At 73.8% G+C, this 23714-nt stretch carries 29 protein-coding genes; 7 read left to right on the forward strand and 22 right to left on the reverse strand.

Features of this window, described 5'->3' with window-relative positions; translation table 11 throughout:
- The first annotated feature begins 25 nt into the window (after nt 1–25).
- The gene (locus SM452_RS17690) at nt 26–490 is read left to right on the forward strand and encodes a MarR family winged helix-turn-helix transcriptional regulator (RefSeq protein ID WP_262015465.1); all 465 of its coding nucleotides are present in this window, start codon (nt 26–28) and stop codon (nt 488–490) included.
- 14 nt (nt 491–504) lie between these two features.
- Here SM452_RS17690 and SM452_RS17695 read toward each other — a convergent pair whose 3' ends face one another.
- The 3 genes from SM452_RS17695 to SM452_RS17705 form a co-directional block, all read right to left on the reverse strand.
- The gene (locus tag SM452_RS17695) at nt 505–729 is read right to left on the reverse strand and encodes a hypothetical protein (protein ID WP_262015464.1); all 225 of its coding nucleotides are present in this window, start codon (nt 727–729) and stop codon (nt 505–507) included.
- 345 nt (nt 730–1074) lie between these two features.
- Complete coding sequence (locus SM452_RS17700; protein ID WP_463840311.1) at nt 1075–1680, reverse strand: YdeI/OmpD-associated family protein; 606 nt, start codon at nt 1678–1680, stop codon at nt 1075–1077.
- 10 nt (nt 1681–1690) lie between these two features.
- A complete protein-coding gene (locus SM452_RS17705) occupies nt 1691–2080 on the reverse strand; it encodes a winged helix-turn-helix transcriptional regulator (RefSeq protein ID WP_463840312.1) in 390 nt (129 codons plus the stop codon).
- A 61-nt stretch (nt 2081–2141) separates the two neighbouring features.
- On the opposite strand from SM452_RS17705, the gene SM452_RS17710 reads away from it, so the two are divergent.
- Nucleotides 2142–2807 carry an NAD(P)-dependent oxidoreductase gene (locus tag SM452_RS17710; protein ID WP_463840313.1) on the forward strand — a complete coding sequence of 222 codons (666 nt, stop codon included), beginning with the start codon at nt 2142–2144 and terminating at the stop codon, nt 2805–2807.
- Here SM452_RS17710 and SM452_RS17715 read toward each other — a convergent pair.
- Complete coding sequence (locus SM452_RS17715; RefSeq protein WP_463840314.1) at nt 2804–3460, reverse strand: HAD family hydrolase; 657 nt, start codon at nt 3458–3460, stop codon at nt 2804–2806. The genes SM452_RS17710 and SM452_RS17715 overlap by 4 nt on opposite strands.
- 63 nt (nt 3461–3523) lie before the next feature.
- Here SM452_RS17715 and SM452_RS17720 point away from each other — a divergent pair, with 63 nt between their 5' ends.
- Nucleotides 3524–4105: a carboxymuconolactone decarboxylase family protein gene (locus SM452_RS17720; protein ID WP_463840315.1), complete on the forward strand. Its 582-nt coding sequence runs from the start codon at nt 3524–3526 to the stop codon at nt 4103–4105.
- A 60-nt stretch (nt 4106–4165) separates the two neighbouring features.
- Nucleotides 4166–4810, forward strand: a complete 645-nt coding sequence (locus tag SM452_RS17725; protein WP_463840316.1) for an alpha/beta fold hydrolase — start codon at nt 4166–4168, stop codon at nt 4808–4810.
- A gap of 46 nt (nt 4811–4856) precedes the next feature.
- On the opposite strand, the gene SM452_RS17730 is transcribed toward SM452_RS17725, so the two are convergent.
- Nucleotides 4857–6095, reverse strand: a complete 1239-nt coding sequence (locus SM452_RS17730) for an MFS transporter (RefSeq protein ID WP_463840317.1) — start codon at nt 6093–6095, stop codon at nt 4857–4859.
- Nucleotides 6096–6209: 114 nt separating this feature from the next.
- Between SM452_RS17730 and SM452_RS17735 the strand changes: the two genes are divergently transcribed.
- Complete coding sequence (locus tag SM452_RS17735; protein WP_355509392.1) at nt 6210–7136, forward strand: LysR family transcriptional regulator; 927 nt, start codon at nt 6210–6212, stop codon at nt 7134–7136.
- Here the strand turns inward: SM452_RS17735 and SM452_RS17740 are convergent, their stop codons facing one another.
- The gene (locus tag SM452_RS17740; protein WP_463840318.1) at nt 7137–7904 is read right to left on the reverse strand and encodes a class I SAM-dependent methyltransferase; all 768 of its coding nucleotides are present in this window, start codon (nt 7902–7904) and stop codon (nt 7137–7139) included.
- A gap of 42 nt (nt 7905–7946) precedes the next feature.
- On the opposite strand from SM452_RS17740, the gene SM452_RS17745 reads away from it, so the two are divergent.
- Entirely contained in the window at nt 7947–8594 is a 648-nt protein-coding gene (locus SM452_RS17745; protein WP_463840319.1) for a class I SAM-dependent DNA methyltransferase, read from the forward strand.
- Between the two features lie 15 nt (nt 8595–8609).
- Here SM452_RS17745 and SM452_RS17750 read toward each other — a convergent pair whose 3' ends face one another.
- The 11 genes from SM452_RS17750 to trxA all read right to left on the reverse strand — a co-directional run bounded on the left by SM452_RS17750 (nt 8610) and on the right by trxA (nt 17507).
- On the reverse strand, nt 8610–9131 hold the full coding sequence (locus SM452_RS17750) for a P-loop nucleotide/nucleoside kinase family protein (RefSeq protein ID WP_463840320.1): 522 nt from the start codon (nt 9129–9131) through the stop codon (nt 8610–8612).
- A 15-nt stretch (nt 9132–9146) separates the two neighbouring features.
- Nucleotides 9147–10238, reverse strand: a complete 1092-nt coding sequence (locus SM452_RS17755; protein ID WP_463840321.1) for a DNA glycosylase AlkZ-like family protein — start codon at nt 10236–10238, stop codon at nt 9147–9149.
- A 120-nt stretch (nt 10239–10358) separates the two neighbouring features.
- Entirely contained in the window at nt 10359–12038 is a 1680-nt protein-coding gene (locus tag SM452_RS17760) for a long-chain-fatty-acid--CoA ligase (protein ID WP_262015448.1), read from the reverse strand.
- A gap of 100 nt (nt 12039–12138) precedes the next feature.
- A complete protein-coding gene (locus tag SM452_RS17765; protein WP_262015447.1) occupies nt 12139–12318 on the reverse strand; it encodes a hypothetical protein in 180 nt (59 codons plus the stop codon).
- 72 nt (nt 12319–12390) lie between these two features.
- A complete protein-coding gene (locus SM452_RS17770) occupies nt 12391–13101 on the reverse strand; it encodes a polyamine aminopropyltransferase (RefSeq protein ID WP_355509379.1) in 711 nt (236 codons plus the stop codon).
- 81 nt (nt 13102–13182) lie between these two features.
- Nucleotides 13183–13791 (reverse strand): class I SAM-dependent methyltransferase, encoded by a 609-nt coding sequence (locus SM452_RS17775; RefSeq protein WP_262015446.1) that lies wholly within the window; start codon nt 13789–13791, stop codon nt 13183–13185.
- The gene (locus SM452_RS17780) at nt 13730–14626 is read right to left on the reverse strand and encodes a sulfite exporter TauE/SafE family protein (RefSeq protein ID WP_355509377.1); all 897 of its coding nucleotides are present in this window, start codon (nt 14624–14626) and stop codon (nt 13730–13732) included. Before SM452_RS17780 ends, SM452_RS17775 begins: the two co-directional genes overlap by 62 nt.
- A complete protein-coding gene (locus SM452_RS17785; RefSeq protein ID WP_114920221.1) occupies nt 14623–15207 on the reverse strand; it encodes a rhodanese-like domain-containing protein in 585 nt (194 codons plus the stop codon). Before SM452_RS17785 ends, SM452_RS17780 begins: the two co-directional genes overlap by 4 nt.
- 87 nt (nt 15208–15294) lie before the next feature.
- A complete protein-coding gene (locus SM452_RS17790) occupies nt 15295–16695 on the reverse strand; it encodes an MBL fold metallo-hydrolase (protein WP_355509375.1) in 1401 nt (466 codons plus the stop codon).
- A 138-nt stretch (nt 16696–16833) separates the two neighbouring features.
- Nucleotides 16834–17103: a metal-sensitive transcriptional regulator gene (locus SM452_RS17795; protein WP_463840322.1), complete on the reverse strand. Its 270-nt coding sequence runs from the start codon at nt 17101–17103 to the stop codon at nt 16834–16836.
- Between the two features lie 53 nt (nt 17104–17156).
- The gene (gene trxA / locus SM452_RS17800) at nt 17157–17507 is read right to left on the reverse strand and encodes a thioredoxin (protein WP_355509371.1); all 351 of its coding nucleotides are present in this window, start codon (nt 17505–17507) and stop codon (nt 17157–17159) included.
- Nucleotides 17508–17762: 255 nt separating this feature from the next.
- Here trxA and eccB point away from each other — a divergent pair, with 255 nt between their 5' ends.
- Nucleotides 17763–19175, forward strand: a complete 1413-nt coding sequence (eccB, locus tag SM452_RS17805; protein WP_355509369.1) for a type VII secretion protein EccB — start codon at nt 17763–17765, stop codon at nt 19173–19175.
- A gap of 22 nt (nt 19176–19197) precedes the next feature.
- On the opposite strand, the gene SM452_RS17810 is transcribed toward eccB, so the two are convergent.
- Genes SM452_RS17810 through SM452_RS17830 form a run of 5 tightly spaced genes read right to left on the reverse strand, consistent with a single transcriptional unit; the run spans nt 19198 to nt 23674 of the window.
- Complete coding sequence (locus SM452_RS17810; protein ID WP_355509367.1) at nt 19198–19803, reverse strand: class I SAM-dependent methyltransferase; 606 nt, start codon at nt 19801–19803, stop codon at nt 19198–19200.
- 32 nt (nt 19804–19835) lie between these two features.
- Complete coding sequence (locus SM452_RS17815) at nt 19836–20438, reverse strand: phosphatase PAP2 family protein (protein ID WP_355509365.1); 603 nt, start codon at nt 20436–20438, stop codon at nt 19836–19838.
- Between the two features lie 22 nt (nt 20439–20460).
- Nucleotides 20461–21327 carry a carbohydrate ABC transporter permease gene (locus tag SM452_RS17820; protein ID WP_013285935.1) on the reverse strand — a complete coding sequence of 289 codons (867 nt, stop codon included), beginning with the start codon at nt 21325–21327 and terminating at the stop codon, nt 20461–20463.
- Complete coding sequence (locus tag SM452_RS17825; RefSeq protein ID WP_355509362.1) at nt 21327–22286, reverse strand: carbohydrate ABC transporter permease; 960 nt, start codon at nt 22284–22286, stop codon at nt 21327–21329. Before SM452_RS17825 ends, SM452_RS17820 begins: the two co-directional genes overlap by 1 nt.
- Nucleotides 22283–23674: an ABC transporter substrate-binding protein gene (locus SM452_RS17830; protein ID WP_355509360.1), complete on the reverse strand. Its 1392-nt coding sequence runs from the start codon at nt 23672–23674 to the stop codon at nt 22283–22285. The genes SM452_RS17825 and SM452_RS17830 overlap by 4 nt, the downstream gene beginning before the upstream one ends.
- Nucleotides 23675–23714 lie beyond the last annotated feature (40 nt).

The raw sequence follows: 23714 nt of genomic DNA on the forward strand, positions 1-23714 counted from the left end.
CGACCACCGCCGGAGGTAGAGCACCATGACGACACCGCACCTGTCCGACGCCGAACTCGCGGGCCAGCCGGCCGCCTACTGGACCGGCGTCGCGTACGAGTCGCTCATCGCCTTCACCCGGGCCCAGCAGGCCGCGCACGGCTTCACCCAGCCCCAGTTCTGGCTCCTGCGCAACCTGTCCCCGAACGACCTCCTGCCCGGTGGCGGCGGACTGACCGTGCCCGAGCTGCGGCACGCGATGCGCTCGTACCTGCGGGCCGAGGACGACCTGGACGCCGAGGCGGAGGTGCTGCGCGAACGCGGCTGGCTGACCCGCGACGCGGACGGCCGGCTACGGATCACCGAGGCGGGGGAGGCCGCCCGGCTCCGCCTCAAGCAGCACGCGCCCGCGATCCGGGCCCGCATCCACGACGGCGTCGACGACGCCGACTACGTCACCACTCTCAAGGTGCTCCGGCAGATGATCCGGAACACCGGCGGCACCGGGTAGCGCACGGACCCGGCTCAGGGCGCCCGAAGCGTCCGGATCGCCAGGCGGGCTCCCTGGTGGAGCAGCACGCCGACGCCGGTGTTCGCGACGGCGAGCCCGGCCGCGCCGAGCAGCCCCGCGCCGACGTCCGCCACGCCGGTCGCGACCAGCAGGACCGGCCAGCCCAGCGCGGCGGCGACCAGCGACGACCGCCACCAGCGCCCGAGGAGAAGCCCGAACAGGATCAGCACCGGGATCATCGCGGGCGACCTCCTGCCGTCGGCTGGTTCGAGCCTACGCCCGGCTCACCCCGCCGGTCGCCGGGCGCGGGGTCGTCGTGGCTGCCGGAATCGGCCGTACGGGCGCGGCCGGGCCGCCAGGATGAGGTGATGCGCGCCAGTCAGAAGATCCGCCACCGGCACGCCGACGTCGACGGCCTGGCGGTGTTCTTCCGCGAGGCCGGACGCCCCGGTGACCCGGCGGTGCTGCAGCACCCTCCTCGACGGCGGCCATCTGCTGCTGGAGACCCACGCGGCCGAGTGCGCCGGCTTGATGCGCGCGTTCGTGCGCGACAACTCGTGAGCCGGGACGCGGGCGTACGCGGGTCACGGCGCGGCCGGCGGCTTCGCCTTCTGCGGGTGGATCGTCTCGTGGCGGGCCAGCATGGCGACGAACTCGCCGATCTTGCGCGTCCGGGTCTCCGCGCGTTTGACCGCGTTGAGCCGGTGGATGAGCGCGAACCTGTTGGCGCTGGTCAGGACGTCGAACATGGCCTGGGCGGCGGGCTCGGCCGCGATGGCGGCGAGCAGGTCGGCCGGCACCTCGGCCTCCGACGGCGGTGCGTAGGCCGCCGCCCACCGGCCGTCCGCCTTCGCGGCCTCCACCGCGGCCCGGCCCGCCGGTGTCATCCGCCCCTGCTCCTCCAGCCGGGCCACGTGCCCGACGTTGCGCTGCGACCAGGAACTGCGGGCCCGGCGCGGGGTGAACCGGATCCAGGAGCTCTCGTGGTCGCGCTTGCGGGCCTGCCCGTCGATCCAGCCGAAGCACAACGCCTCGTCGACCGCCTGCTGCCAGGTCAGCGTGGTGACGGTGCCGCCCTTGCGGGTCAGGGCGAGCCAGACACCGGGAGACGTGTCGTGATGGGCGGACAACCACGCGCGCAGCGCGTCCGCGTCGGCCACGATCAGCTCGTCCAGCTCAGCGGTTCCCATGACCGGCAGGCTATGCCGGGGGTACGACATCGGCGCCGGCCCGCCGCTCGTGCGACTTCCGGGCCGCCAGCACCTCGTCCAGGTGCCGCTCGCTCCACGACCGGGCCGCCGCGACGAGCGTCAGCAGGCTGTGGCCCAGCGGCGTCAGCGCGTACTCCACACGCGGCGGGTTCTCGTCGTAGGCGGTACGCGTGACCAGCCCGTCGCGTTCCATCGCCCGCAACGTCTCGGCCAGCACCTTCGGCGTGATCGTGCGCAGCGGCACCCGCAGCTCGGTGAACCGGCGCGGCCCGTGCTCCAGGCACAGCACCACCATCGCGGTCCACTTGTCGCCGATCTGCAACGGCACCATCCGCGACGGACAGGCGGGGTGGAACATGTCCGGATCGAGCGGCGTCACCGCCCGAGCGTAACCCCGGTACCGTTGCGGTAACCGGCACCCCGCGGCCTAGCGTCGCGCCATGACCAGCATCGTCGTCTTCGGCGCCGGCGGCCGGGCCGGCCGCGCCGTCACCGCCGAGGCCCACCGCCGCGGCCACCGCGTCACAGCCGTCGTCCGTGACCCCGCACGCCATCCCGGCCTCACCTCCGCGGTACGCGGCGACGTCACCGACCCGGAGGCCGTCGCCTCGATCGGGTACGGGCACGACGCCGTCGTCCACGCGGTCAGCCCGGCGTCCGGGCCGGAGGCGCTCGCCGCGGCCGGCCCCGACCCGGAGTTCTTCGTCCGGGCGGCAGACGCGCTGCTGCACGGCCTGGCCCGCGCAGGCGTACCGCGGCTCGTGGCGATCGGCCTGTTCGCCACGCTGAGCGACGCGCACGGCCGGCCCCTCCACGACGACCCGGCCGTCCTGCCCGCCGAGCTGCGGCCGTTCGCGCTCAGCCACGCCGCCGGCCTGGACCGGCTCCGCGCGGCGGACACCACTGTCGACTGGCTGGTGCTCACCCCGCCCGCCGCGCTGGACGTGGACGGTCCCCGCACCGGCCGGTACCGCCTCGGCGGCGAGCAGGCCCCGGTGCTTGCGTACCTGTCGTACGCCGATCTGGCGGTCGCGGTGGTCGACGAGATCGAGTCACCGCGCCACCATCGCACCCGGCTCTCGGTCTTCGGGGACGGGAAGGTCTAGCCGCCCGCCGCGTTGTGCCGGGCGACCAGGGCCGGCAGCTCGTCCAGCGAACCGATGCGGAACAGGCACCGCTCGGCCACGTCCGGCATGTCGAGGATGTGACCCCACGGTCCGCGCCGGATCAGGCACGCCGTCATGCCGGCGGCCATCGCCGGGGCGGCGTCGTTGTCCGGCCGGTCGCCGACGTACAGGATCGCCGACGCGTCGCCGCCGCCCTCGCGAACCACCCGGGCGAAGAACTCCGGCGCCGGCTTCGCCACGCCCCAGGCCGCCGACGTGCCGATGACGTCCACCGGCAGGTCCAGCGCCCGCAGCGTCGCCTCGGCGTGCTCCGGCTGGTTGCCGGCCAGGCCGACGCGCAGGCCCTGCTCCCGCAGGGCGGCCAGGCAGGCCCGCGCGTCCGGGTACAGGTCCTCCGCGCCGAACGACTCCGGGTCACCGGCAGCGACCCGGCGCGCGAGTTCGGCGGTGAGGTCGAAGTCCGGCCGGAACGCCCGGAACACCTCCTGGTAGTCCAGCCCTCTGGCGATCACCGCGCCGAAGACCGCGGAGAACGTGTGCCTCGGTACGCCCAGCCAGTCCGCCCAGGTCGCGAACTCGCGGGTCTCGTCGAGGATCGTCCCGCCCACGTCGAAGAAGACCGCCCGGATCATCAGCGGATCGTACTGTCGTTGATCAGCCAGTGGGGGGCCGCCCAGGTGGCGCAGACTGCCCGCATGAATCCCGCCTTCCTCCCCGAACCGCCGCAGAGTCCGGCGGCGAAAGCCGCGTACGAGGACGATCTCGCCGCGGACGGCTACGTCAACAACCTCACCCGCGTCTGGTGCTGGCGGCCCGACGTGCTGATGTCCTTCCAGAACACCCGCACCGAGCTGCTGTCCGAGTCCACGCTGTCCGCGCGTGAGGTGGCGGTGCTGGTCGCCGCCACGGCCGCCGCGCGGGGCGACTCGTACTGCTCGCTGGCCTGGGGCGCGCGGCTGGCCGGGATGAGCGACGAGGAGACCGCCGCCGCGGTGCTGCGCGGCGACGAGGCGGACCTGTCGGAGCGGGAGACGGCGCTTGCGGACTGGTCCCGCCGGGTCGTGACGGACCCGAACGCCACCATCGAGGCCGACACGCGACGCCTGCGCGAGGCCGGCCTGAGCGACCGGGAGATCTTCGAGGCGACCACGCTGATCGCGTTCCGGCTGGCCTTCTCCACAGTGAACGACGCGCTCGGCGCGCGACCGGACGCGCAACTGGCGGAGAAGGCGCCACGGCTCGTCCGGGAGGCGGTCACCTTCGGCCGCCCGGTCTGAACGAGCGGGGCCGCTTCCGTACGGCCACGGCATGTCGTACCGGTGTGGGAGGGTCCGGGCATGACGACGTTCGTGCTCATCCACGGCGGCGGGGGCAGCGCGTGGGACTGGCATCTGCTGGTTCCCGAGCTGGCCGCCCGGGGTCACGACGCGGTGGTGCCGGAGCTGCCGATCGGTGACCGGTCGGCGGGGTTCGCCGAGTTCCGCCAGGCGGTGATCGACACCGCCGGCGACCGCGACGACCTCGTGGTGGTCGGGCACTCGTACGGCGCGTTCACCGCCCCGCTGGTCGCCGACCGGCTGCCGGTGCGCCTGCTGGTCCTGCTCACGCCGATGATCCCGCGGCCGGGCGAGAAGCCGGGGGACTGGTGGGGCGACACCGGCTACCGCGAGCCGGAAGGGCTCAGCGAGGAGCAGCAGTTCTACAACGGAGTGCCGGCCGAGATCGTCGCCGAGGCGCCCGCGCACGGCCGGGAGCAGGTGAGCGCGGAGTGGGACGAGCCGTGGCCGCTGGCCACCTGGCCGGCCGTGCCGACGACGGTGCTGATCGGCCGCGACGACCGGTTCTTCCCCGCCGACTTCCAGCGCCGGGTGGCCGCCGACCGGCTCGGCGTGGTGCCGGACGAGATCGACGGCGGTCACGCGGTGGCGCTCAGCCGGCCGGGTCCGCTCGCCGACCGGCTGACCGCCTACCTGGCGTCCTGACCGTCGGCCGCCGGGTTCAGGAGACGGCGGCGGCCGGGCGCCGGCTTCAGACGACCGCGGCGGCCGGGCGCGCGGGTTCGGGGTCGCGCGTGTGCCGGCGCGTCGGCAGCACCAGCGGCGTGGCGAGCAGCAGCACCCCGGACACGGTGATCGCGGCGAGCGGGCCGACGACTGTGGCGAGGACGCCCCACCCGGCCATCAGCGCGGCCTGGGTGAGCCGGCCGGTGACACTCCACGCGGTCAGGACCTGCGCGGTGTGCGCCTGCGGGGTGCGGCGCAGGCGCTCGGTCGCGTAGATCGGGTTGAACACGCCCATGCACGTGATGAGCACCGACTCGACGGCGATCACGGTCAGCAGCCCGGTGGTCCCCGGATGGGTGAACGCGAGACCGAGCGGGACGATCGACCGCAGCCAGCCGGACGCCGTCATGACCCGCTGCCGCCCGTACCGCCGCACCAGGCGCGGGCTCAGCCGTGCGCCGAGCACGCCGCCGAGCGCGGAGACCCCGAAGACCAGCCCGTACTGCCACGCAGCCACCCGGTACTCACCCAGCAGGAGCACGGCGAGCAGCGGCGCGGTCGCCATGATCAGGCCGCCGACCAGCACCGAGTTGAGGAACAGCCGCCACAGCACCGGGTCGCGGCGCACGAACCGCCAGCCGGTGCCCAGGTCGGCGACGCGTGAGGCGCCCGCCGGGTCGCGGGGCGCGGCCGTGTCGGCGGCCCGGATCCGCCGGACCGCGAGTGCCGAGAGCAGGTGGCTCACCGCGTCGGCGGTGATGGTGACGACCGGGCCGAGCAGCCCGACGAGCGCACCGCCGAGCGGCGGCCCGGCCGCCGTCGCAGCCCAGCTCGTCGCCTCGAGCCGTCCGTTCGCCGCCAGCAGCCGATCACCCCGGACCAGGCTCTTCAGGTACGCCCCGGACGCGGCGGTGAACGTGATGCCGGCCGTCCCGCAGACCACCGCGACGACGAGCAACTGGCCGTACGACAACATCCCGAGCGCGTACGCGGCCGGCACGCTCGCCAGCGCCGCGAACCGGACCAGATCCGTCGCGATCATCACCGGCAGCTTCCGCCGATAGGCCACCCACGGCCCGAGCGGGACCGCCAGCACCGCCGCCACCGCCGGCCCCGCCGCCTCCAGGAGCGACACGGCGAACGCCGACGAGTCCAGCACCCGCACCGCGATCAGCGGGAACGCGCCGAACACCAGCCAGGTGCCGTACGTGCTCACCGCGTACGCCGACCACAGCCACCCGAAATCCGAACCCAGCCTCCGCACGCCCCGCCCCCGTCACCGATGCCCCGCGCATCAGACCGGCCGCTTGGACGCCGGAGCAAACAACCGCCGCCCGGCGCGTCACAACCATCGGCTGGACCCGCCTACTGTGGGCCGGTGGACAGCGAGGCGGTGCGGTCGTTCGTGCGGGCTGCCGAACTCGGGCAGTTCCGGCACGCCGCCGACGAACTGGGCGTCACCCAGCAGGCCGTGTCGAAGCGGATCGCCGCGCTGGAGCGGGAGCTGGGGGTGCGCCTGTTCACCCGTACATCGCGAGGGGTCGAGCTGACACACGACGGCCGGGCGTTCCTCCCGCACGCCCGGGGCGTCGTCGCCGGCGCGGACCGCGCGGTCGCCGCGGTCCGGCCCGGCGCTCGGGCGCCGCGCATCGACGTGCTCGGCCTGCGCAGCGCGCAGGCCGTCCTGCTGCACGACTACTGGCGCGCCCACCCGGGCGTCGACCTCGACGTGGTGACGCTGCGGGTCGACGACCCCCGGCAGGTCGCCACCGCCGTCCGGGCCGGCGACGTCGACGCCGCGTTCCGCACCGTCACCGACCCGGCCGCGCTGCCGCCCGAGGTACGGATGGTCCGCGCCTTCGACTCGCCGCTGCAACTGCTCGCCGGCCCCCGGCACCCGCTCGCGTCCGCGCCCACGCTCACGCCGTCCGAGCTGCGCGGACACCGGCTGCGGGTGCCGGGCATCGTGCCCGGAAGCGAGTGGGGCGAGTTCTACGGGCAACTCGCCGACGCCTTCGACCTGTGGGTGGACGCGACCGGGCCGAACTTCGGCACCGAGGTGCTCCTCGACGAGCTCGCGGACTCCGCGGACGTGGCGACGCTCGTCGGCGCCCGGGACCGCTACCTCTGGCCCGCCGGCCACGACCTGCGCCGCATCCCGATCACGGATCCGGTGCTCGCGTACCCGATCAACCTCATGCTGCCCCGGACCGGTCCGCACCCGGGGCTGCGGCCGGTCATCCGCCACTTCGCGGGCCTGCCGCCGCTGCCCGGGCCGGTCTGGCGGCCCGCCTGGCCCGGGTGATCAGGGCTGCGAGGTTCGCCGCGCCAGGTGGACCGTGACGCCGGCGGTGACCTCGACCGTGCCGGGCAGCACGTCCCGGACGCGGCGGAACACCTGCTCACGGACATGCGGCGGCAGTTCGAGATAGGCCGAGACGGTCGACAGGAGACCGACGTAGTCGTCGGCACTCATCGTGATCCGCCGCGCGATCTCCGACTGGCGTACGTCGGTGAACCACTCGGACGCGCGCAGCTCCGTGCCGGGCCACTGCATGCCGGCCTCCGGCGGCGTCCCGTCCGGCGACGGGATCTCGTCGTCGGCGAGGAACTCGGACCGGGCCGCGGCCACCGCGTCTCGCACCGCCGGGTCGGCCGGCTGCAGCGGCCCGCCGAACGACGCGAACACACCACCGGGCGCGAGCAGCCCGGCGATCCGCTCCCACCGCCGGTCCGGGTCGGTCCAGTGCAGCGCCGCCGCCGCGTACACCAGGTCGTGGCGCTCGCCGGCGCGCAACTGCTCGAACGCGGCCTGCCGGACCCGCACGTCGGCCGGGACGTGCCGGCGCAGTTCGGCGAGCATCGCGGAATCCGGGTCGGTGGCGGTGACCGCGATGCCGCGCCGCGCGAACAGCCGGGTCGCCTTGCCGGTCCCGGCGCCGATCTCCAGTGCGGTCCGGACCGGCCGGTCCGCGTACGCCAGCACCAGGTCGGCCAGCTCCTCGGGGTAGCCGGGCCGGAACCGTTCGTACGCCTGCGCTGCCGCCCCGAAGCTCAACGCGCGATCCGGCATGCCGGTCATCCTTCCACGATCGGTCCTTCGTTCGCGGCTATCGTGCGCGGTGTGGGCGAACCCGGCTGGCTGGACGACACCCGCACCTCCTACGACACGGTGGCGTCCAGTTACGCCGACCTGCTGCGCGACGCCCTGGCGAACGAGCCGTTCCAGCGCGGCATCCTCGCGCTCTTCGCCGAACTGGTCCGGGCGCGGGGGAGCGGGCCGGTCGCGGACATCGGCTGCGGACCGGGCCGGATCACCCGGCATCTCCACGATCTGGGCTTGAGCGCGTTCGGCATCGACCTGTCACCTGCGATGATCGACCTGGCGCGGCGCGACCACCCGGGCCTCCGCTTCGAGGTGGGTTCGATGACCCGCCTCGACCTCACCGACGGGTGCCTGACCGGTTTGCTCGCCTGGTTCTCGCTGATCCACGTCCCGGACGGTGAGATGCCCGCCGTCCTCGCCGGATTCCACCGGGTGCTGCGGCCCGGCGGCGTCGTGCTGCTCGGATTCCACGCCGGTGACGGCAGCCGGCTCAAGACACAGGGGTACGGCGGGCACCCGATGCGCGTCCACGTGCACCGCCGTCCACCAGGGCGGGTCGCGGCCTGGCTGACCGACGCCGGCTTCACCGTCGAGGCCGAGATGACGCATCACCCCGCCCCGGACGTCGAAGGCGGCTTCGTCTTCGCCCACCGGTGAGATCAGGCCCTCGCCCTACGCTTCCGGATCCCCGGCCACGTGCGCGGCGACGGCGTCGGCCACCTGCTCGGGCGGGACGGTGGCGTCGATCAGGTGGGCGTCGGTCACCGACGCGAACGTGTCCAGCGCCCGGGCGACGTGGTCGTGCCGCCAGCCGCGCGCGCCGGCCTCGATCTGGTCGGCGTCGATGCGGGCACGCAGCCGGTCCTCGGGCAGCGTGAGCACGACCTCGCGGACGTCGATGCCGCAGGCGCGGATGCCGCCGAGGATCTCCGCCCGGTACGCCGGAAGGAGAAGGCTCATCGGCACGATCCAGACGCCCGCGTGGTGCCGGTCCAGCCCGGTGACCGTCTGCACGACGAGGTGACGCCACAGGGGCAGGTCCTGGAAGTCGCCGGTCGGCGGGGTGACGAACGCGGTGAGCATCGAGCCGAGGAACTCCGGGTCGAACAGCCGCGCGTCCGGAAGCGACTCCGTGAGCAGCCGCGCGGTGGTCGTCTTGCCGACACCGAACGCGCCGTTGATCCAGACGATCACGCGATCATGATGCCATCACGCGGCGAAGTCGACGCCGGCGAGCGGCACGCCCCGGTACGCGGCGAGGCGCTCGGCCTCCGCGACGACCGCGTCGCGGGTGCTGCCGGTGAGCTTTCGCCACGGCTGGACCGCGACGGTGAACGACCGGCCGGACTTGCGGGGCCGCCACGTGCCGCCCAGCTCACCGTCGGCCAGCACGGCGCCGGGGCGGCCCAGCACCGGCCACAGTTCCTTCGCGCGGGCCGCGTCGGGGACGAGCGTCGCCCGGTCCTTCGCCTGGAGGAAAAGGTCGAACGGCCCGAGCAGGCGGGTCGCCGTGGCGTCCGCCGACGCCAGCGCCGCCTCGTCGGCGGCCAGGATCCAGCGCGTCTCGCCGTCGACGCTCACCTCGACCGCGTCGTGCGGCCAGCGGGCCTTGACCTCCTTGACCGGGGCGTCGAGGTAGTCGGCGACATGCTTGGGCGTGGCCGGGCCGAGCAGCCGCAGGTAGGCGCGGATGAGCTCGAACCGGTCGCCGGGCGCGGCGGCCGGACGGAAGCCGCGGATGCGTTCCAGGATCGGCGGTGACGTGTCGAGCCGCAGCTCCAGCCCGGCGCGTACGGCGGCGAGCCGGAACGGCATCTCGTAGAGGTGGATCGCGTCGCACGGCCGGCAGTGCCGCAGGTAGGGCTCGGGCATCACCTCGGCGAGCCGCCCGGAGACCTCACCCTTGACCGTCGGCGTGCGGACGATCTCCCGCATCCGCGCGGCCACCTCGTCGAGCGCGGCGACGATGCCGATGCCCGCGGCCTTCAACGGCTTCGCCGCGTCGTAGATGCGCTTGCCCGCGTCGGCGTCGGAGAACGGCTCGACCGCGGCGGCCACCGCGCCCACGTCGGCGCGGCGGTAGAGGTGCGGGGCGCCGCGAACCGTCCAGAGCAGGGCCACGTCGTCGCCGGTCAGCGGGGTGACATCGACCCCGCGCGTCGCCAGTGCCCAGCGGCCGCCGTCGGGGCCGGTGTCCTGCACGCCGATGTCGAGCACCGCGGTGTCGGCGAGCGAGCCCTCGGCCCGGTCGAGTTGCTGAGCGCGCACGCGGAAGGCCATCACCTGACGCCTGTCGACCATCGCCACAGCGTAGGCGGCAGCACCGACACGTCCGGCCGTCGGTGGAACGCTGTGGGTGTCTCCGGCCCCGTTTGACACCCATGGCGTTCCACTCGCCGTCGCGGGCCGTGGGGGACTGCGTCAGCGAGCCGCGAGCAGCCGTTCGCGGACCTCGCGGCGCAGGATCTTTCCGATCTGGGAGTACGGCAGTTCGTCGACCACAACGACCCGGCGGGGCACCTTGTAGCCGGCCAGGTGGGTGCGGCACGAGGTCCGGATCGTCTCCGGGGTGACGGCCACCGCCGGGTCGACAACCACCGCGGCGACGACCTCCTCGCCGTCGTCGGTGGGCATGCCCACGGCGGCGGCCTCGCGTACGCCGGGGACGCGGCGCAGCGCCTCCTCCACCTCGGACGGGTAGACGTTGAAGCCGCCGGTGATGATCAGCTCCTTGATCCGGTCGACCACCGTCACGAAGCCGTCGGCGTCCATGGTGACGATGTCTCCGGTACGCATCCAGCCGCCCGGCAGCAGCACCTTGGCCGTCTCCTCGGGCCGGTGCCAGTAGCCGGAGAACACCTGCGGCCCGCGGACCAGCAGCTCACCGGCCTCGCCCGGGGCGCGGTCCCGGGACGGGTCCTCCGGGTCGACGATGCGCACGTCGGTGGAGGGGAACGGCACGCCCACGGTGCCCGGCCGGCGGCTCGGCGCGACCGGGTTGCCCACGGTGATCGGGGACGTCTCGGTCATCCCGTACCCCTCGACCAGCAGGCCGCCGGTCACCTGCTCCCACAGCTCCACGGTGGCCGGTGGCAGCGACATCGCGCCGGAGATCGCGTACCGGATGGAGGTGAGGTCGACGCCGCGCTCGCGGGCGACGGTGGCAAGCTTCGCGTAGACCGGCGGTACCGCGGGCAGGAACGTCGGCGGGCGGCGGCGGACCGCGTCGAGCACCTGGTCGGCGTCGAAACGGGGGAACAGCACCAGTGTGGCCCCGATGCTGACGGCGAAGGTCAGGCAGAGCGTCAGCCCGTAGGCGTGGAACAGCGGCAGCACCGCGTACACCGTCTCCGCGCCGTCGCGCAGGCCCGGCACCCAGGCCCGGCCCTGCGCGGCGTTGGCGCGCAGGTTGCGGTGGGTCAGCACCGCACCCTTCGGCTCGCCGGTGGTGCCACCTGTGTACTGGAGCAGCGCCACGTCCCCGGCCTCGGGCGCGGGATGCCCGGCGGGCAGCGGCCCGGCGGCGGCGACCAGCTCCGACCAGGGCAGCGCGCCGGGCGCGGGGGCGGTCATCGCGGCCCGCGCGGCGCGGACCTTCGGCAGCGGCACCCGCAGCGCCCACCGCTTGAGCCGCGGCAGCGCCGCGGTCAGGTCGACCGACACCACGGTACGCACGGCGCCGCGTCCCGCCACCAGCGGCGCGACCTTGTCCCACACGATCGCGACCGTCGCGCCGTGGTCGGTGAGCTGGCGGTCCAGTTCGTCGGCGGTGTAGAGCGGGTTGTGCTCGACGACCACCGCGCCGAGGCGCAGCACGGCGTAGAACGCGACCACGTGCTGCGGGCAGTTCGGCAGCACCAGCGCCACCCGGTCGCCCGGGCCGACGCCGAGCCGGCGCAGCGCCTCGGCGGCGCGGGCCACCTGGTCGGCCAGCTCGGTGAACGTGGTGGTGGCGCCGTAGAAGTCGAGCGCGACCCGGGGCCCGAACCGTCCGGCCGCCTCGGTGAGCAGGTCGACGAGCGAGCCGTCCGGCTCGGCGATCTCGGCCGGGACCCCGGGTGCGTAGCTGCGGGTCCAGGGTCGCTGAGCGGTCGCGTCCATCGCCGTTACTCCTCGTCGCGCGGATGACGACCCCAGCCTAACGTGACCGGGCGGTAACCTACGCTGACGTAGGTTGCCGGGTAGGTCACACCCGCGCAGGTCAGCGACGGCGGGTCGAATGCTGGTGCACCACCCGCCGGCCCTTCACGATCCCGAAGACGATGACCGCGGCGAGCGCGATCACGCCGATGACGACGAGCCAGCGGACCGCCTCCAGCAGCAGCCCGAGCAGGATGAGCACACCGGCGACCACGCCGACCACCCAGAGCAACGCGCGCATGTCCCAGCCTCCCGTCGTACGGTGGGCAGTGCGCTTTCCCGCTGCTCGTGCGGCCATGCGCCGCCCGGTGGATCAGTGCCGGGCCACGTACACGGTGTTCGCCGCCTCCCGGCCCTGCAACGGGTTCGGGAACCGGACGACGTGCGCCACCGAGGTCGGGAACACCTCGGTGAGCGTGCGCTGGAACGCCGGATCCGGTGGGTCGTTCGACCACAGCGCGAAGACGCCCTCCGGGTGCAGCAGCGCGGCCAGCCGCCGCAGCCCGTCGACCGTGTAGAACGGGGCGTGGCTGGGGTGCAGCACCTGGCGGGGGGAGTGGTCCACGTCCAGCAGCACCGCGTGGAAGCGGCGGCCGGGCTCGTCCGGGTCGAGACCGTCGCCGGCCACAGCGGCGAAGAAGTCCGCCCGGACGAACCGGGTACGCGGATCGGTGGCCAGGCCGGCGGCGAACGGCAGCAGATCCCGCCGGTGCCAGTCGATCACGTCCTCGATCGCCTCGACCACCACCAGTGAGCGCACCCGGGGATCCTCCAGCGCGGTACGCGCGGTGTAGCCGAGGCCGAGCCCGCCGACCACCACGTCCAGCGCCTCACCGGTGAGCGGGGCCAGTCCGAGCCGGGCCAGTTCGATCTCCGCGACCGGGAAGGCGCTGGACATGAGGTACTCGTCGTCGAGCTTCACCTCGTACACCTCGGAGTCCAGTGCCGGGTCACGGCGCCGCCGCAGGCTGATCTCGCCGATCGGCGTCTCCCGCCAGGCCAGTTCCTCGAAACGCGCGCCCACCCGGTGTCCTCTCCGCTGATCCGTCCCCGGATGCTACCGGCCGGTCCCGGCCCGGCCCGGCGAAACGGCGGCGGACGGCGGTCAGTCGGCGGGGCGGGTGGCGACCACCACGGTGTCCAGCGCGTCGACGGTCCCGCCGTCGGTGGCCGGGACCGGCCGGCGGGTCGTCTCGGCCCGCTGCACGCGCAGCCCGGCCAGCCCGTCGACCACCGACTCCGGCGTGAGCAGCACGTCCGGGTCCTGCGGGCCGCCGATGCCACCGGCGAGGTTGGCCAGGTCGTGGCCCACCACCACGAGCGTGCCGCCGGGGCGCAGCGCGGACTTCGCCGCGGCGAGCACCCCGGCGAACTCCGGCGCGGGCAGGTGCAGGTAGCTGATCAGCACCAGGTCGTAGCTGTTCGGCACCGGCCGGTACGCGGTCACGTCCGCGACCCGCCAGTCGACCGTGACGCCCCGCGCGGCGGCCAGCTCCCGCCCCCGGTCGACGGCCACCGCGGAGAAGTCCACCGCGTTGACCCGCCAGCCCTGACCGGCCAGCCAGACCGCGTTGCGGCCCTCGCCGGCGGCGATGTCCAGCGCTGACCCGGGAGTCAGCCCGGTGACCGACTCGACCACGAAACGGTTGGGCTCAGCGCTCCACACCAGTCCGGGCGTGTCGGCGTACCGGCTGTCCCAGGCGCTGCTGTCCACTGTGTTCCCTCCTCCGGCGGCCCCACACCGCCATGGTGACCGTACCGGCCACGGCAAGCGCTCCCACGGTGAGTCCCCACACCGGCGGCAACTGCTGCGCGAGCACGAACACGCCCATCACCACGACGAACCAGCCGAACACCCGGCGCAGCAGGTCGGCCGGGATCCGGCCGGTGAGCCGGCCACCGAGCAGGCTGCCGACGACGGCGGCGGCGGTGACCCCGGCGGCCAGACCCCAGTGGATCTGCACGCTGGACAGGTAGCCGGCCAGGCCGGCGAACGACTTCATCGCGATGACGACCAGCGAGGTGCCGACCGCTACCGGCATCGGCAACCCGCCCAGCAGGGCCAGAGCGGGTACGACCAGGAAGCCGCCGCCGGCGCCGACCAGGCCGGTGACCAGGCCGACGACCACACCGTCCCCGACCACCCGCAGCATCGGCAGCTCGTGCGGCACCGGGCGGCCCTCGGCGGACCGGCGGCCCCGGATCATCGCGACCGCGGTGGCGAGCATCATCAGCGCGAACGCGGTCAGCAGGACGCTGGCCGGGACGAACTCGGCCAGCCGGCCGCCCGCGTACGCGCCGGTCATCCCGGCCACACCGAAGATGAGCCCGGTACGCCAGCGGACCCGGTTCGCCCAGGCGTGCGGCAGCACGGCGACGGCGCTGGTCACACCGACGACGAGCAGCGAGGTGGCGATCGCCTCCTTGGCGGGCAGATCGGCGACGTAGACCAGCAGCGGCACGGCGAGGATCGACCCGCCGCCGCCGAGCAGGCCCAGCGTCACGCCGATCAGCACCGCGCCGGCCAGCGTCAGGACGAGAGTCGTCACTTGCGGCTCCCGTCCCGCAACTGCCCGACGATCGTGTCCAGGTCGCAGCTCGCGCCGCGGTTGTACGGCAGCTTGCTCAGCAGCATGCCCATGGCGCAGGTGTTGGTGAGCGCGGCGAACGTGAGGCCCGCGCCGATGAACGCGGCGACCCACTTCAGGCCGGGGACGAACACCGAACCGACGATCGCGGCGAGCACGATCGAGCCGGCGACGAGGCGTACCTGGCGCTCCAGGTCCCAGCGCGGCCGGCCCTGGTTGACCGGGGCGTTCGTGGCCTGCCAGGCCAGCATGCCGCCGTCGAGCACCTTCACGTTGGGCAGGCCGACGGTGCCGAGCGCCTGACCGGCCTGGCCGGCCCGGACGCCGGAGCGGCAGATCAGCACCACGTCCTCGTCCAGGTGGCTGCGCAGCTCCGCGCGGTGCTCCCGGAGCAGGTCCAGCGGCACGTTGTACGCGCCGGGGATGTGCGCCGCCTCGAACTCACCGGGCGTGCGCACGTCGAGCATCCGGGGCGTACGGCCGGCGGCGATCAGCTCGCGCAGGGTCGCCGCGTCGATGGTGGTGGGGGTGGTCGTGGTCATGCTTCGGTCTCCTTCAGCGGGTGTTCTCGGGCAGGCTCGGGCGCCGGCCGGCGTAGGGACACGCCGGCCGGGCGCTCGGGGGAGAGGTCAGGCGGTGGACGCCATGCGTACGCCGGCCGCCTCGGCCCGGCCGTACGAGTCGTCGATCAGCACCACGTCACGGCCGGCGTTGGCGAGCAGGGACGCGGCTGCGGTGGCCCGGTAGCCGGAGCCGCAGTGCACCCAGACGGTCCCGGCGGGGATGTCGGCGAGCCGCTTCGGCACGTCCGGCAGCGGCACGTGCACCGCACCGTCGATGTGTCCGGCCTTCCACTCGTTCGTCATCCGCACGTCGAGGACGACCTGCGGCGCGGGCAGCCCGGCCGGGGTCTTCCCGGCCTGCGCGGCGGCGAGCGCGGCGAAGTCGGCCACCGCCGTCTCCCGCAGCTGCGACGGGTCCGTGGTCCACTGCTCGGGCTCGCCGGTGGCCTGGGCGGCCGGGCGGTCGATGCCGATGCGGACCAGTTCCCGCTGGGCGTCGGCGACCTGCTCCGGGGTCTGCGCCAGGAACGTGATCGGCACGCCCCAGTCGACCAGCCAGCCGAGCCACGTCGACATCGGCCCGTCCAGGCCGAGGCTGACGGTGCCGGCCAGGTGCGAGGCCGCGTACGCCTTGCGGTGGCGCAGGTCGACCACCCACTCGCCGGCGGCGATACGACGGCGCAGCTCGTCGGCGTCGGCGCGGGCCACCGGCGTGAGGTCGACCGGGGCGGGACCGGCGGCGTTGGCGACGCCCATGTGGGCGTAGTAAGCCGGGTAGGCGTCGAGCCCGGCCAGCGTCTCGGTGACGAATTGGTCGGCGGCCAGCCGCAGCACCGGGTTGGCCTCCTTCTCCCGGCCGATCGTCGACTCGGGCGCGTCGGCCTGGCTGGCCGAGCAGAAGCTGCCGAAGCCGTGCGTGGGCCACACCTGCGCGCCGTCGGGCAGCAGGTCGGCCAGCTTGCGCGCGGAGGCGTACTGGTGGTGCGCCAGCTCGTGCGCGTACTGCTGGCCGAGCAGGTCGGTGCGGCCGGTGGTGCCGAACAGCAGCGAGCCGCCGGTGAACACGCCGGCCGCCGTCCAGCCGCCGTCGGTGGCCTCGTCGAGTGCGTACGACAGGTGGTGGAACGTGTGACCAGGGGTGCCGATCACCCGCAGCCGCATGGTGTCCGACACCGGCACGGTGTCGCCGTCGGCGGCCGGGGTCCGGTCGAACTCGACCGTGTCGGCGGCGGCCACCAGGTACTGCGCGCCGGTGATCCGGGCCAGCTCCAGGCCGCCGGAGACGTAGTCGTTGTGGATGTGCGTCTCGACCACGTGGGTGATCCGTACGCCCTTGGCGCCGGCCAGGTACAGGATGCGGTCGATGTCGCGCTGCGGGTCGACCACGATCGCCATCCGGCCGTCTGAGGCGAGGTAGCTGCGGTCGCCGAGCGAGGAGGTCGCGATGACGGACACGTCGAGGGTCATGCCGTTCCTCTCATTGCCTATATACCCCGGGGGGTATGCGTCGGACAGTCTGCGGCCTGGGTTCTCCAGGCAGGTGTTTACCCGCCCGCGTCGCGGTCACACGGCGCGGGCGGGGCTCAGCCGGTCAGGCGGGCGCCGTCAGGCCAGGGACAGGAAGAGCTTCTCCAGCTCCTCCTCGGTCATCTCCAGCTCCTCGCCCGCCTGGCGGGCGGCGTCGCAGTAGCGCATGCCGGAAGCGATGATCTTGAAACCGGCCCGGTCGATGGCCTTGGAGACCGCGGCGAGCTGGGTCAGTGCGGCGCGGCAGTCCTCGCCGTTCTCCATCATCTCGATGGCGGCGTTGAGCTGTCCCCGGGCCCGCTTGAGCCGGGTCAGCGCCTCGCCTGTCATCTCCGGTCGAAGATTCACGTCGTACCTCCTGCGCTCGAAGATACCCCCGGGGGTACCCGTGCCGCCACCCGTCAGGCGGTCTTGGCCCGGACCTCGTCCATGTCGAGGTCGCGCACGGCCCGGATCAGCTCCTCCAGCCCGGCCGTCGGCAGGGCGCCCGGCTGGGCGAACACCAGCACGCCGTCCCGGAACGCCATCAGTGTCGGGATCGACCGGATCTGGGCGGCCGCCGCGAGGGCCGGCTCGGCCTCGGTGTCGACCTTGCCGAAGACGATGTCCGGGTGCTGCTCGCTGGACTTCTCGTAGACCGGCGCGAACGCCCGGCAGGGGCCGCACCAGCCGGCCCAGAAGTCGACCAGGACGATGCCGTCCCGGTCGACCGTCTCTGCGAAGTCGGTGGTGGTCAACGCCACGCTGGCCATCAGTACCTCCGTCGGTTCGGGTTCCGCCATGTGTAATACACCCCCGGGGGTATCCATTCCGGGCGGGTGGTCCTGGCCGCCTTGATCGACTCCAGCTCGGGGAAGTGGTGGGGTCCGGGGCGGTGGGATGCAGCCACCTCGGCGTACTGGCGGAGCGGGCCGACAACGACGGGCCGGTGAGGGACACGCAGGGTCGCCGGGGGATCGACGGAGCGCTTATCCTGTGCGCCGACCATCCCGGCGGGAAGGGACCCGATGGCGTCGCGGCAGGACCAGCTGCACTCGTACCAGTTCACCGTCCAGCGGGCGGTCGCCGCGCTCGTCATGCGGGAGACGGACCCGCCGCAGTCCCCGTTCCGCCGGCTGGCCGGCGCCGGTCTGGCCAGTGTCCTGGTCGCGGCGATCGCGCTCGGCGGCGTCGCCCTCTACGGCCTGTTCACCGGCGGCGGTGACTCGTGGCGCGAGACGGGCGCGGTGATCGTGGAGAAGGAGTCGGGCGCGCGATTCGTCTACCGCGACGAGAAGCTGCACCCGGTCTCGAACTACGCCTCCGCGCTGCTGATCATCGGGGCGGAGCGGCCGAAGACGGTGCTGGTCGGCCGCCGCGCCATCGAGGGGGTGCCGCGCGGTCTGCCGCTCGGCATCGCCGACGCGCCGGACTCGCTACCCGCGCCGAACCGGCTCGTCCGCGACGCGTGGACGCTCTGCTCGGCGCCGGGCGACGAGGCCGAGCGCGGGGAGGCCGGGCGTCCGGCGGCCGGGCGCGACGAGGCCCGGTCGGTGCTGCTGATCGGGCGGGAGGCCACGGGCGGCCGGGTGCTCGGCGACCAGGGGCTGCTGGCACGGCACCCGGACGGCGGCCTGCACCTGCTCTGGCACGACCGGCGCTACCTGCTGCGCGACACCGACCGGGTGCTCGCCGCGCTGGCCGCCACCCGGGAACGGGCGGTGCCGGTCGCGGCGGCGCTGCTCAACACGCTGCCGGCCGGCGCCGACCTGGCCCCACCGCCGGTGGACGACCTCGGCGAGCCGTCCGAGCGGGTCACCGGCGCGACAGTGGGCGACGTCTACCTGGTGCGCAACTCCGGTGGCGGGCGGCAGTACGCGGTGGCCCAGCGCGGCGGGCTGGCCGGCATCACCGAGTTGCAGGCGGCGCTGCTGCTGGCCCGCACCGGCCAGCGGGAGCCGGAACCGATCACGCTCGGCCGGTTCGCCGCGCTGCCGAAACTGCCCGGTCTGGTGCCCGGCGGGGCGAGCGCGCCGCCCCCCGCACCGCCCCGGCTGGCCACCGCCGAGAGCGGTGCGATCTGCGCGCGCGCCGGTGACGACGCCGGCGTCCGCGAGATCCGCGTCGGCGTCACCGCGCCGGACCTGGCCGCTGCCACGCGGACACCGGGCGGGCGGGCCGGGCTCGCCGACGAGGTGGTGGTGGAGCCGGGACGCGGCGCGCTGGTCGAGGCGGTGTCCGCGCCGGGTGCCACCGGCGGTGCGGTCTGCGTGGTCACCGACCTCGGACGGCGGTACGCGCTGACCGGCGCGGACGTGCCGGGCATGCTCGGCTATGCCGGGGTGCGCCCGGCGCGACTGCCGGCGGGCCTGGTGGACCTCCTGCCGGCCGGTAGCCCGCTCGACCCGGAGGCCGCCCGCACCGTCGCCGCGCCCGCGTGAGCCCTGGTCGGCAGGAGAAGGCTCAGCCGGCGGGGCGGCGCAGCACGCTCACCGCGAAGTCGGCGTCGTCGCGCCACGGCCGCAGATCCCAGGTGGCGAAGCGGTGCTCGGGGCGCAGCCCGGCGGCGACCGCGTCGGCGTCCAGGTCGGCCACCGGGTAGCCGCGGTCGGTGGCGAAACCGACCACCACCAGGCCGTCCGGGCGTACGTGCGCGGCGACGCGGGCCAGCACGTCGCGTTCGGTGCCGGGGGCGACGAAGACCATCACGTTGCCGGCCAGCACCGCGGCGTCGAACGGCTCGGCCTCACCCTGCTCGGCCAGGTCCAGCTCGGCCAGGTCGGCGACCAGGAAGCGGGGACCGGGATGGTCGGCGCGGGCCGCCTCGACGAGCGTCGGGTCCGCGTCCACGCCGACGGCGTCGTGCCCGCGCGCGGCGAGCGCGGCGGCGACCCGGCCGGTGCCGCAGCCGGCGTCCAGGACGCGCGCGCCGGGCGGCACGAGCGCGTCGAGCAGCCGCGCCTCACCGGACAGGTCGGCGCCCTCGGCGGCGAGCTGACGGAACCGGTCCACGTACCACTGCGAGTGGCCGGGCTTCGTGTCGGTCACCCAGCGGGTCGGCTTACCCATGAGGCCACCGTAGCTGATCTTGTGGGAGCGGGTCAGGAGAGCGCCAGGAACGTGCCGGCGGCGAGCGGCCCGCCGAGCGCGACGCCGGCCAGCACCTGCGGCCAGGTGTGGTCGCCGAGCCGTACCCGGGACCAGCCCACGGCCGCGACGAGCACCCAGCCGAGGTTCGCGGCCGGGCCGGCCAGCGGCACCAGCACGGCGACGGTGGCTGCGGCGACCGCCGCGTGGATGCTCAGCTTCCACCAGTGGTTCACCAGCGCACAGGCCGCGCCGACCACGAAGACCACCACGATCACGGCGAACAGCTCGGCCGGCGCGCGGACCGCCGCCAGCAGCAGCAACCCGGCCGCCACCGAGGCCAGCCCGATCGACAGCGGACGGGCCCGCTGCGTGCGGTCGCCGACGTGCCGGTCGGTGAGGCGCCCCCGGCGGACGCCGTGCACGAGCACACCGATCGGGATGACGGCGCAGAACGTGAGCGCGATGCCGCCCCAGAGCAGGAACTGACCGGCCGAGCGGCTGACCCGGGCGGCGGCGACCAGCGGCAGCGCCGTGACCAGGACGGTCGGGGCGAGCGCCTCGGTGAGCAGCCGGGCCGCCCGCGCGCCGGCCCGGCGCTCCCGTGATGCTCGCACCCGATCATCCTGGCACGGACGCTCAGCCCTTCTCGGCCCCGCTGGTGAGTCCCTCGGTGAGCAGGCGTTCCCCGGCGAAGAACAGCACCACGATCGGCAGCGTGAGGATGACCGAGCCGGCCATCAGCACCGTCTTGGGCACCTCGACGCCGTCGGCGAGCAGCGACAGCCCCAGCGACACGGTCCACCGGTCCGGCCGGTCGACCAGGAACAGCAGCGCGAACAGGTACTCGTTCCACGCGATCATGAAGTCGTACAGCGCGACGGCCATCACCGAGGGCGCCGCGAGGGGCAGGCTGACCCGGCGGATGATGCCGAGCCGGCCCGCGCCGTCGATCGCCGCCGACTCCTCCAGGCTCACCGGAATCGTCTCGAAGTAGTTCTTCAGCATGTAGACCGACACCGGCAGCGTCTGCGAGATGTAGACGAGCACCAGTCCGGTCAGCGACCCGCGCAGCCCGGCCCGGGTGAAGACCACGAACAGCGGGATCGCGATGACGATCGACGGGAACAGGTAGACCGCCAGGAACAGCGCGCTGACCTGCCGGCGGCCGAAGAACCGCAGGCGGGACACCGCGTACGCGCCGGGGATGGCGATCACCAGGGTGAGCGCGGTGGCTGCGAGCGCCACCAGGCCGCTGTTGCGGATGAACGTGAGGAAGCCCTGGCCGCCGTCGGAGACGGACTTCAACACCTCGGCGTACGTGGCGACGGTCAGCTCGCCGAACGGCACCCAGAGCGACCCGGGCTCCAGCAGCAGGCGTTCGATCGGGCGTACCGACAGCACCAGCATGTACCAGAACGGCAGCAGCGTGACCACCAGGAACCCGGCGATCACCAGCCGGCGCAGCCAGCGCAGGCTGACCGTCTCGATCCGGTCCCGGTCCATCACGCCTCCCGTCGCGCGCCGAAGAAGCGCAGGTAGATCGCCACGAACACGAGCAGCACCACGGCGAGCACGACGGCCTGGGCGGCGGCCGCGCCGATGTCGGTGCGGGCGGTGAGGAACTGGTAGACCCGGACGCTCACCACCTCGGTGCCGGCCGCGCCGCCGGTGAGCAGGTAGACGTCGTCGAACTTGTTGAACGTCATGATGAAGCGGAGCACGCCGATCAGCGCGATCACCGGCATGAGCTGCGGCAGCAGGATGTGCCGGAACCGCTGGGTGGGTGTGGCCCCGTCGACCCGGGCGGCCTCCTCCAGCTCGCCGGGCACCGCTTGGAGCCGCGCGAGCAGGAACAGGAACGCGAACGGGAAGTAGCGCCACGCCTCGAACGCGATCACCGTCCACAGCGCGGTGGACTCCTGGGACAGGAACGGCACCGGCTGATCCCAGCCGAGGAAGCGCCGCCCCCAGTCGTTGACGATGCCGAGCTGCGGGTCCAGCATCACCTGCCAGACGAACGTCATGGCGACCACCGGCGCCACGTACGGCAGCAGCATCGACGCGCGTACCAGCGTGCGGCCGCGGAACGGCCCGCGTACCGCGAGCGCCGCCACCAGGCCCACCACGATCGAGCCGGCGGTGCCGCCGACGCTGTAGAGCACAGTGGTCCAGAGCGTGTCGGCGAACCCGGGCGTGTGCAGCACCCGGTCGATGTTGTCCAGCGTCAGTTCGCCGAACAGGCCGGTCTTGCGCAGTGTCGCCAGGCGTACCCGCTGGAAGGCCAGCACCACCGTCCAGACGATGGGTATGCCGATCACCGCGACCACGACGAGCAGGGTCGGGCTGACCAGCGCGAGCCCGGCGCGGGACTCGCGGCGGCGAAGTGTCAGCGGACGTCGGCCGGCCCGGCGGGACCGCTCCGGGGTGGGGGAGCGGCCGGCCTCCGGCGCGGTGGTGGTCAATTGACGCCCTTGGCTATCGCCTCGACGTCCTTACGGGCGCGTTCGGCGGCGGCGCGGGCGTCGGACTTGCCGCCGACGACGTCGGCGAGCGCCTTGGGTACGGGAAGCTCACCGAGGATGGCGCCGACGAGCTTGCCCTGGTTCTCGGTCAGGCCCCAGCGCTGGAACGTGTCCGGACTCTTCCGCAGGGTGGCGAGCACGTCCTCGCCGTACACCTCGGACAGCGGCTTCTTGGTGTCCACGCCGGCCGGGCTGGTGTTCCAGGCGGCCCGGAACTTCTGCTTGTCCTCTCGCGTGCCGGTGCGCACCGGGAAACGCCCCTCGGGGGACATGCCGAACCAGCGCGGGTAGCCGTCGGAGAGCATGTACTCCACGAACGACTTCGCCGGGTCGGCCGCGCCGTCGAGCACGGCCCAGGAGCTGACCTCGCCGTACTGGGCCGGTTCGGTGCCGTTCGGGCCCTTGATCGCGGTGACGAAGCCGCTGTTCTTGGCCAGCCAGGCCGGGTCGGACTGGCACTGCGGGCAGGTGGGCCGGGCGTCGGCGCGCAGCCCGGCCAGCTCGTCGAGGATGAACGGCGACCAGATCAGCATGGCCGCCTTGCCGGCGAAGTAGGTGGCCCGGGTGGTGTCGACGTCCTGGGCGCCCTTCACCGAATTGTTCCGCATCAGGTCGCCGTAGAAGCGGAACGCCTCGACGCACTCGGGGGAGTCGAGCGTGACCTTCCCGGAGTCGTCGGTGAGCCGGCAGTTGTTCGCCAGCGCCAGGTGCTCGAACGTCTGCTGGGTGAACACGTCGCCGGGGGAGGTGGCCGCGGTGATACCGGCGACGCCGCCGGTGTTCAGCTTCGCCGCCGCGGCGGCGATCTTCTCGTACGTGTCGGGCGCCGGCAGGCCGGCGGCGGCGAACAGGTCCTTGCGGTAGACGAGTAGCTGGCCCCACCCGTCGCTCGGTACGGCGAGCTGTGCGCCGCCGTCGCTGGTGAGTTCCAGCGCGCGGGGCGTGAACGTGTCCCGGCCGAGCCGGTCGACGACGGCGGCGTTGGCGTCGGCGTCGAGGAGTTCGTTCGCGGACAGCGTGCGCACCCCGGCCAGCGAGACCGAGCCGACCACGTCGGGCAGGTCGCCGGCGGCGGCGCTGGAGGCGATCAGGGACGGGAACTGGTCCTCGTTGACGGTGACCAGGTTGACCTTGACGCCGGTCTTGGCGGTGTAGTCGGCGATGATCGTCTTGGTGGCGGCGACGCGGTCCGCCACGTCTTCCAGGCTCCAGACGGTGATCTGCGAACTGTCGGATTTCTGCCCGTCGTCGCTGCATGCGGCCATGCCGGTCCCGGCCAGTGCCAGGATCAGGCTGATTGCGAGCCGCCGCGTGGAGGGTGATGACATCGGTGGCACTCCTCTCGAAAGAGTACGGCCTGCCGCTAAT

This window comes from Micromonospora sp. SYSU B005 (assembly GCF_055362685.1).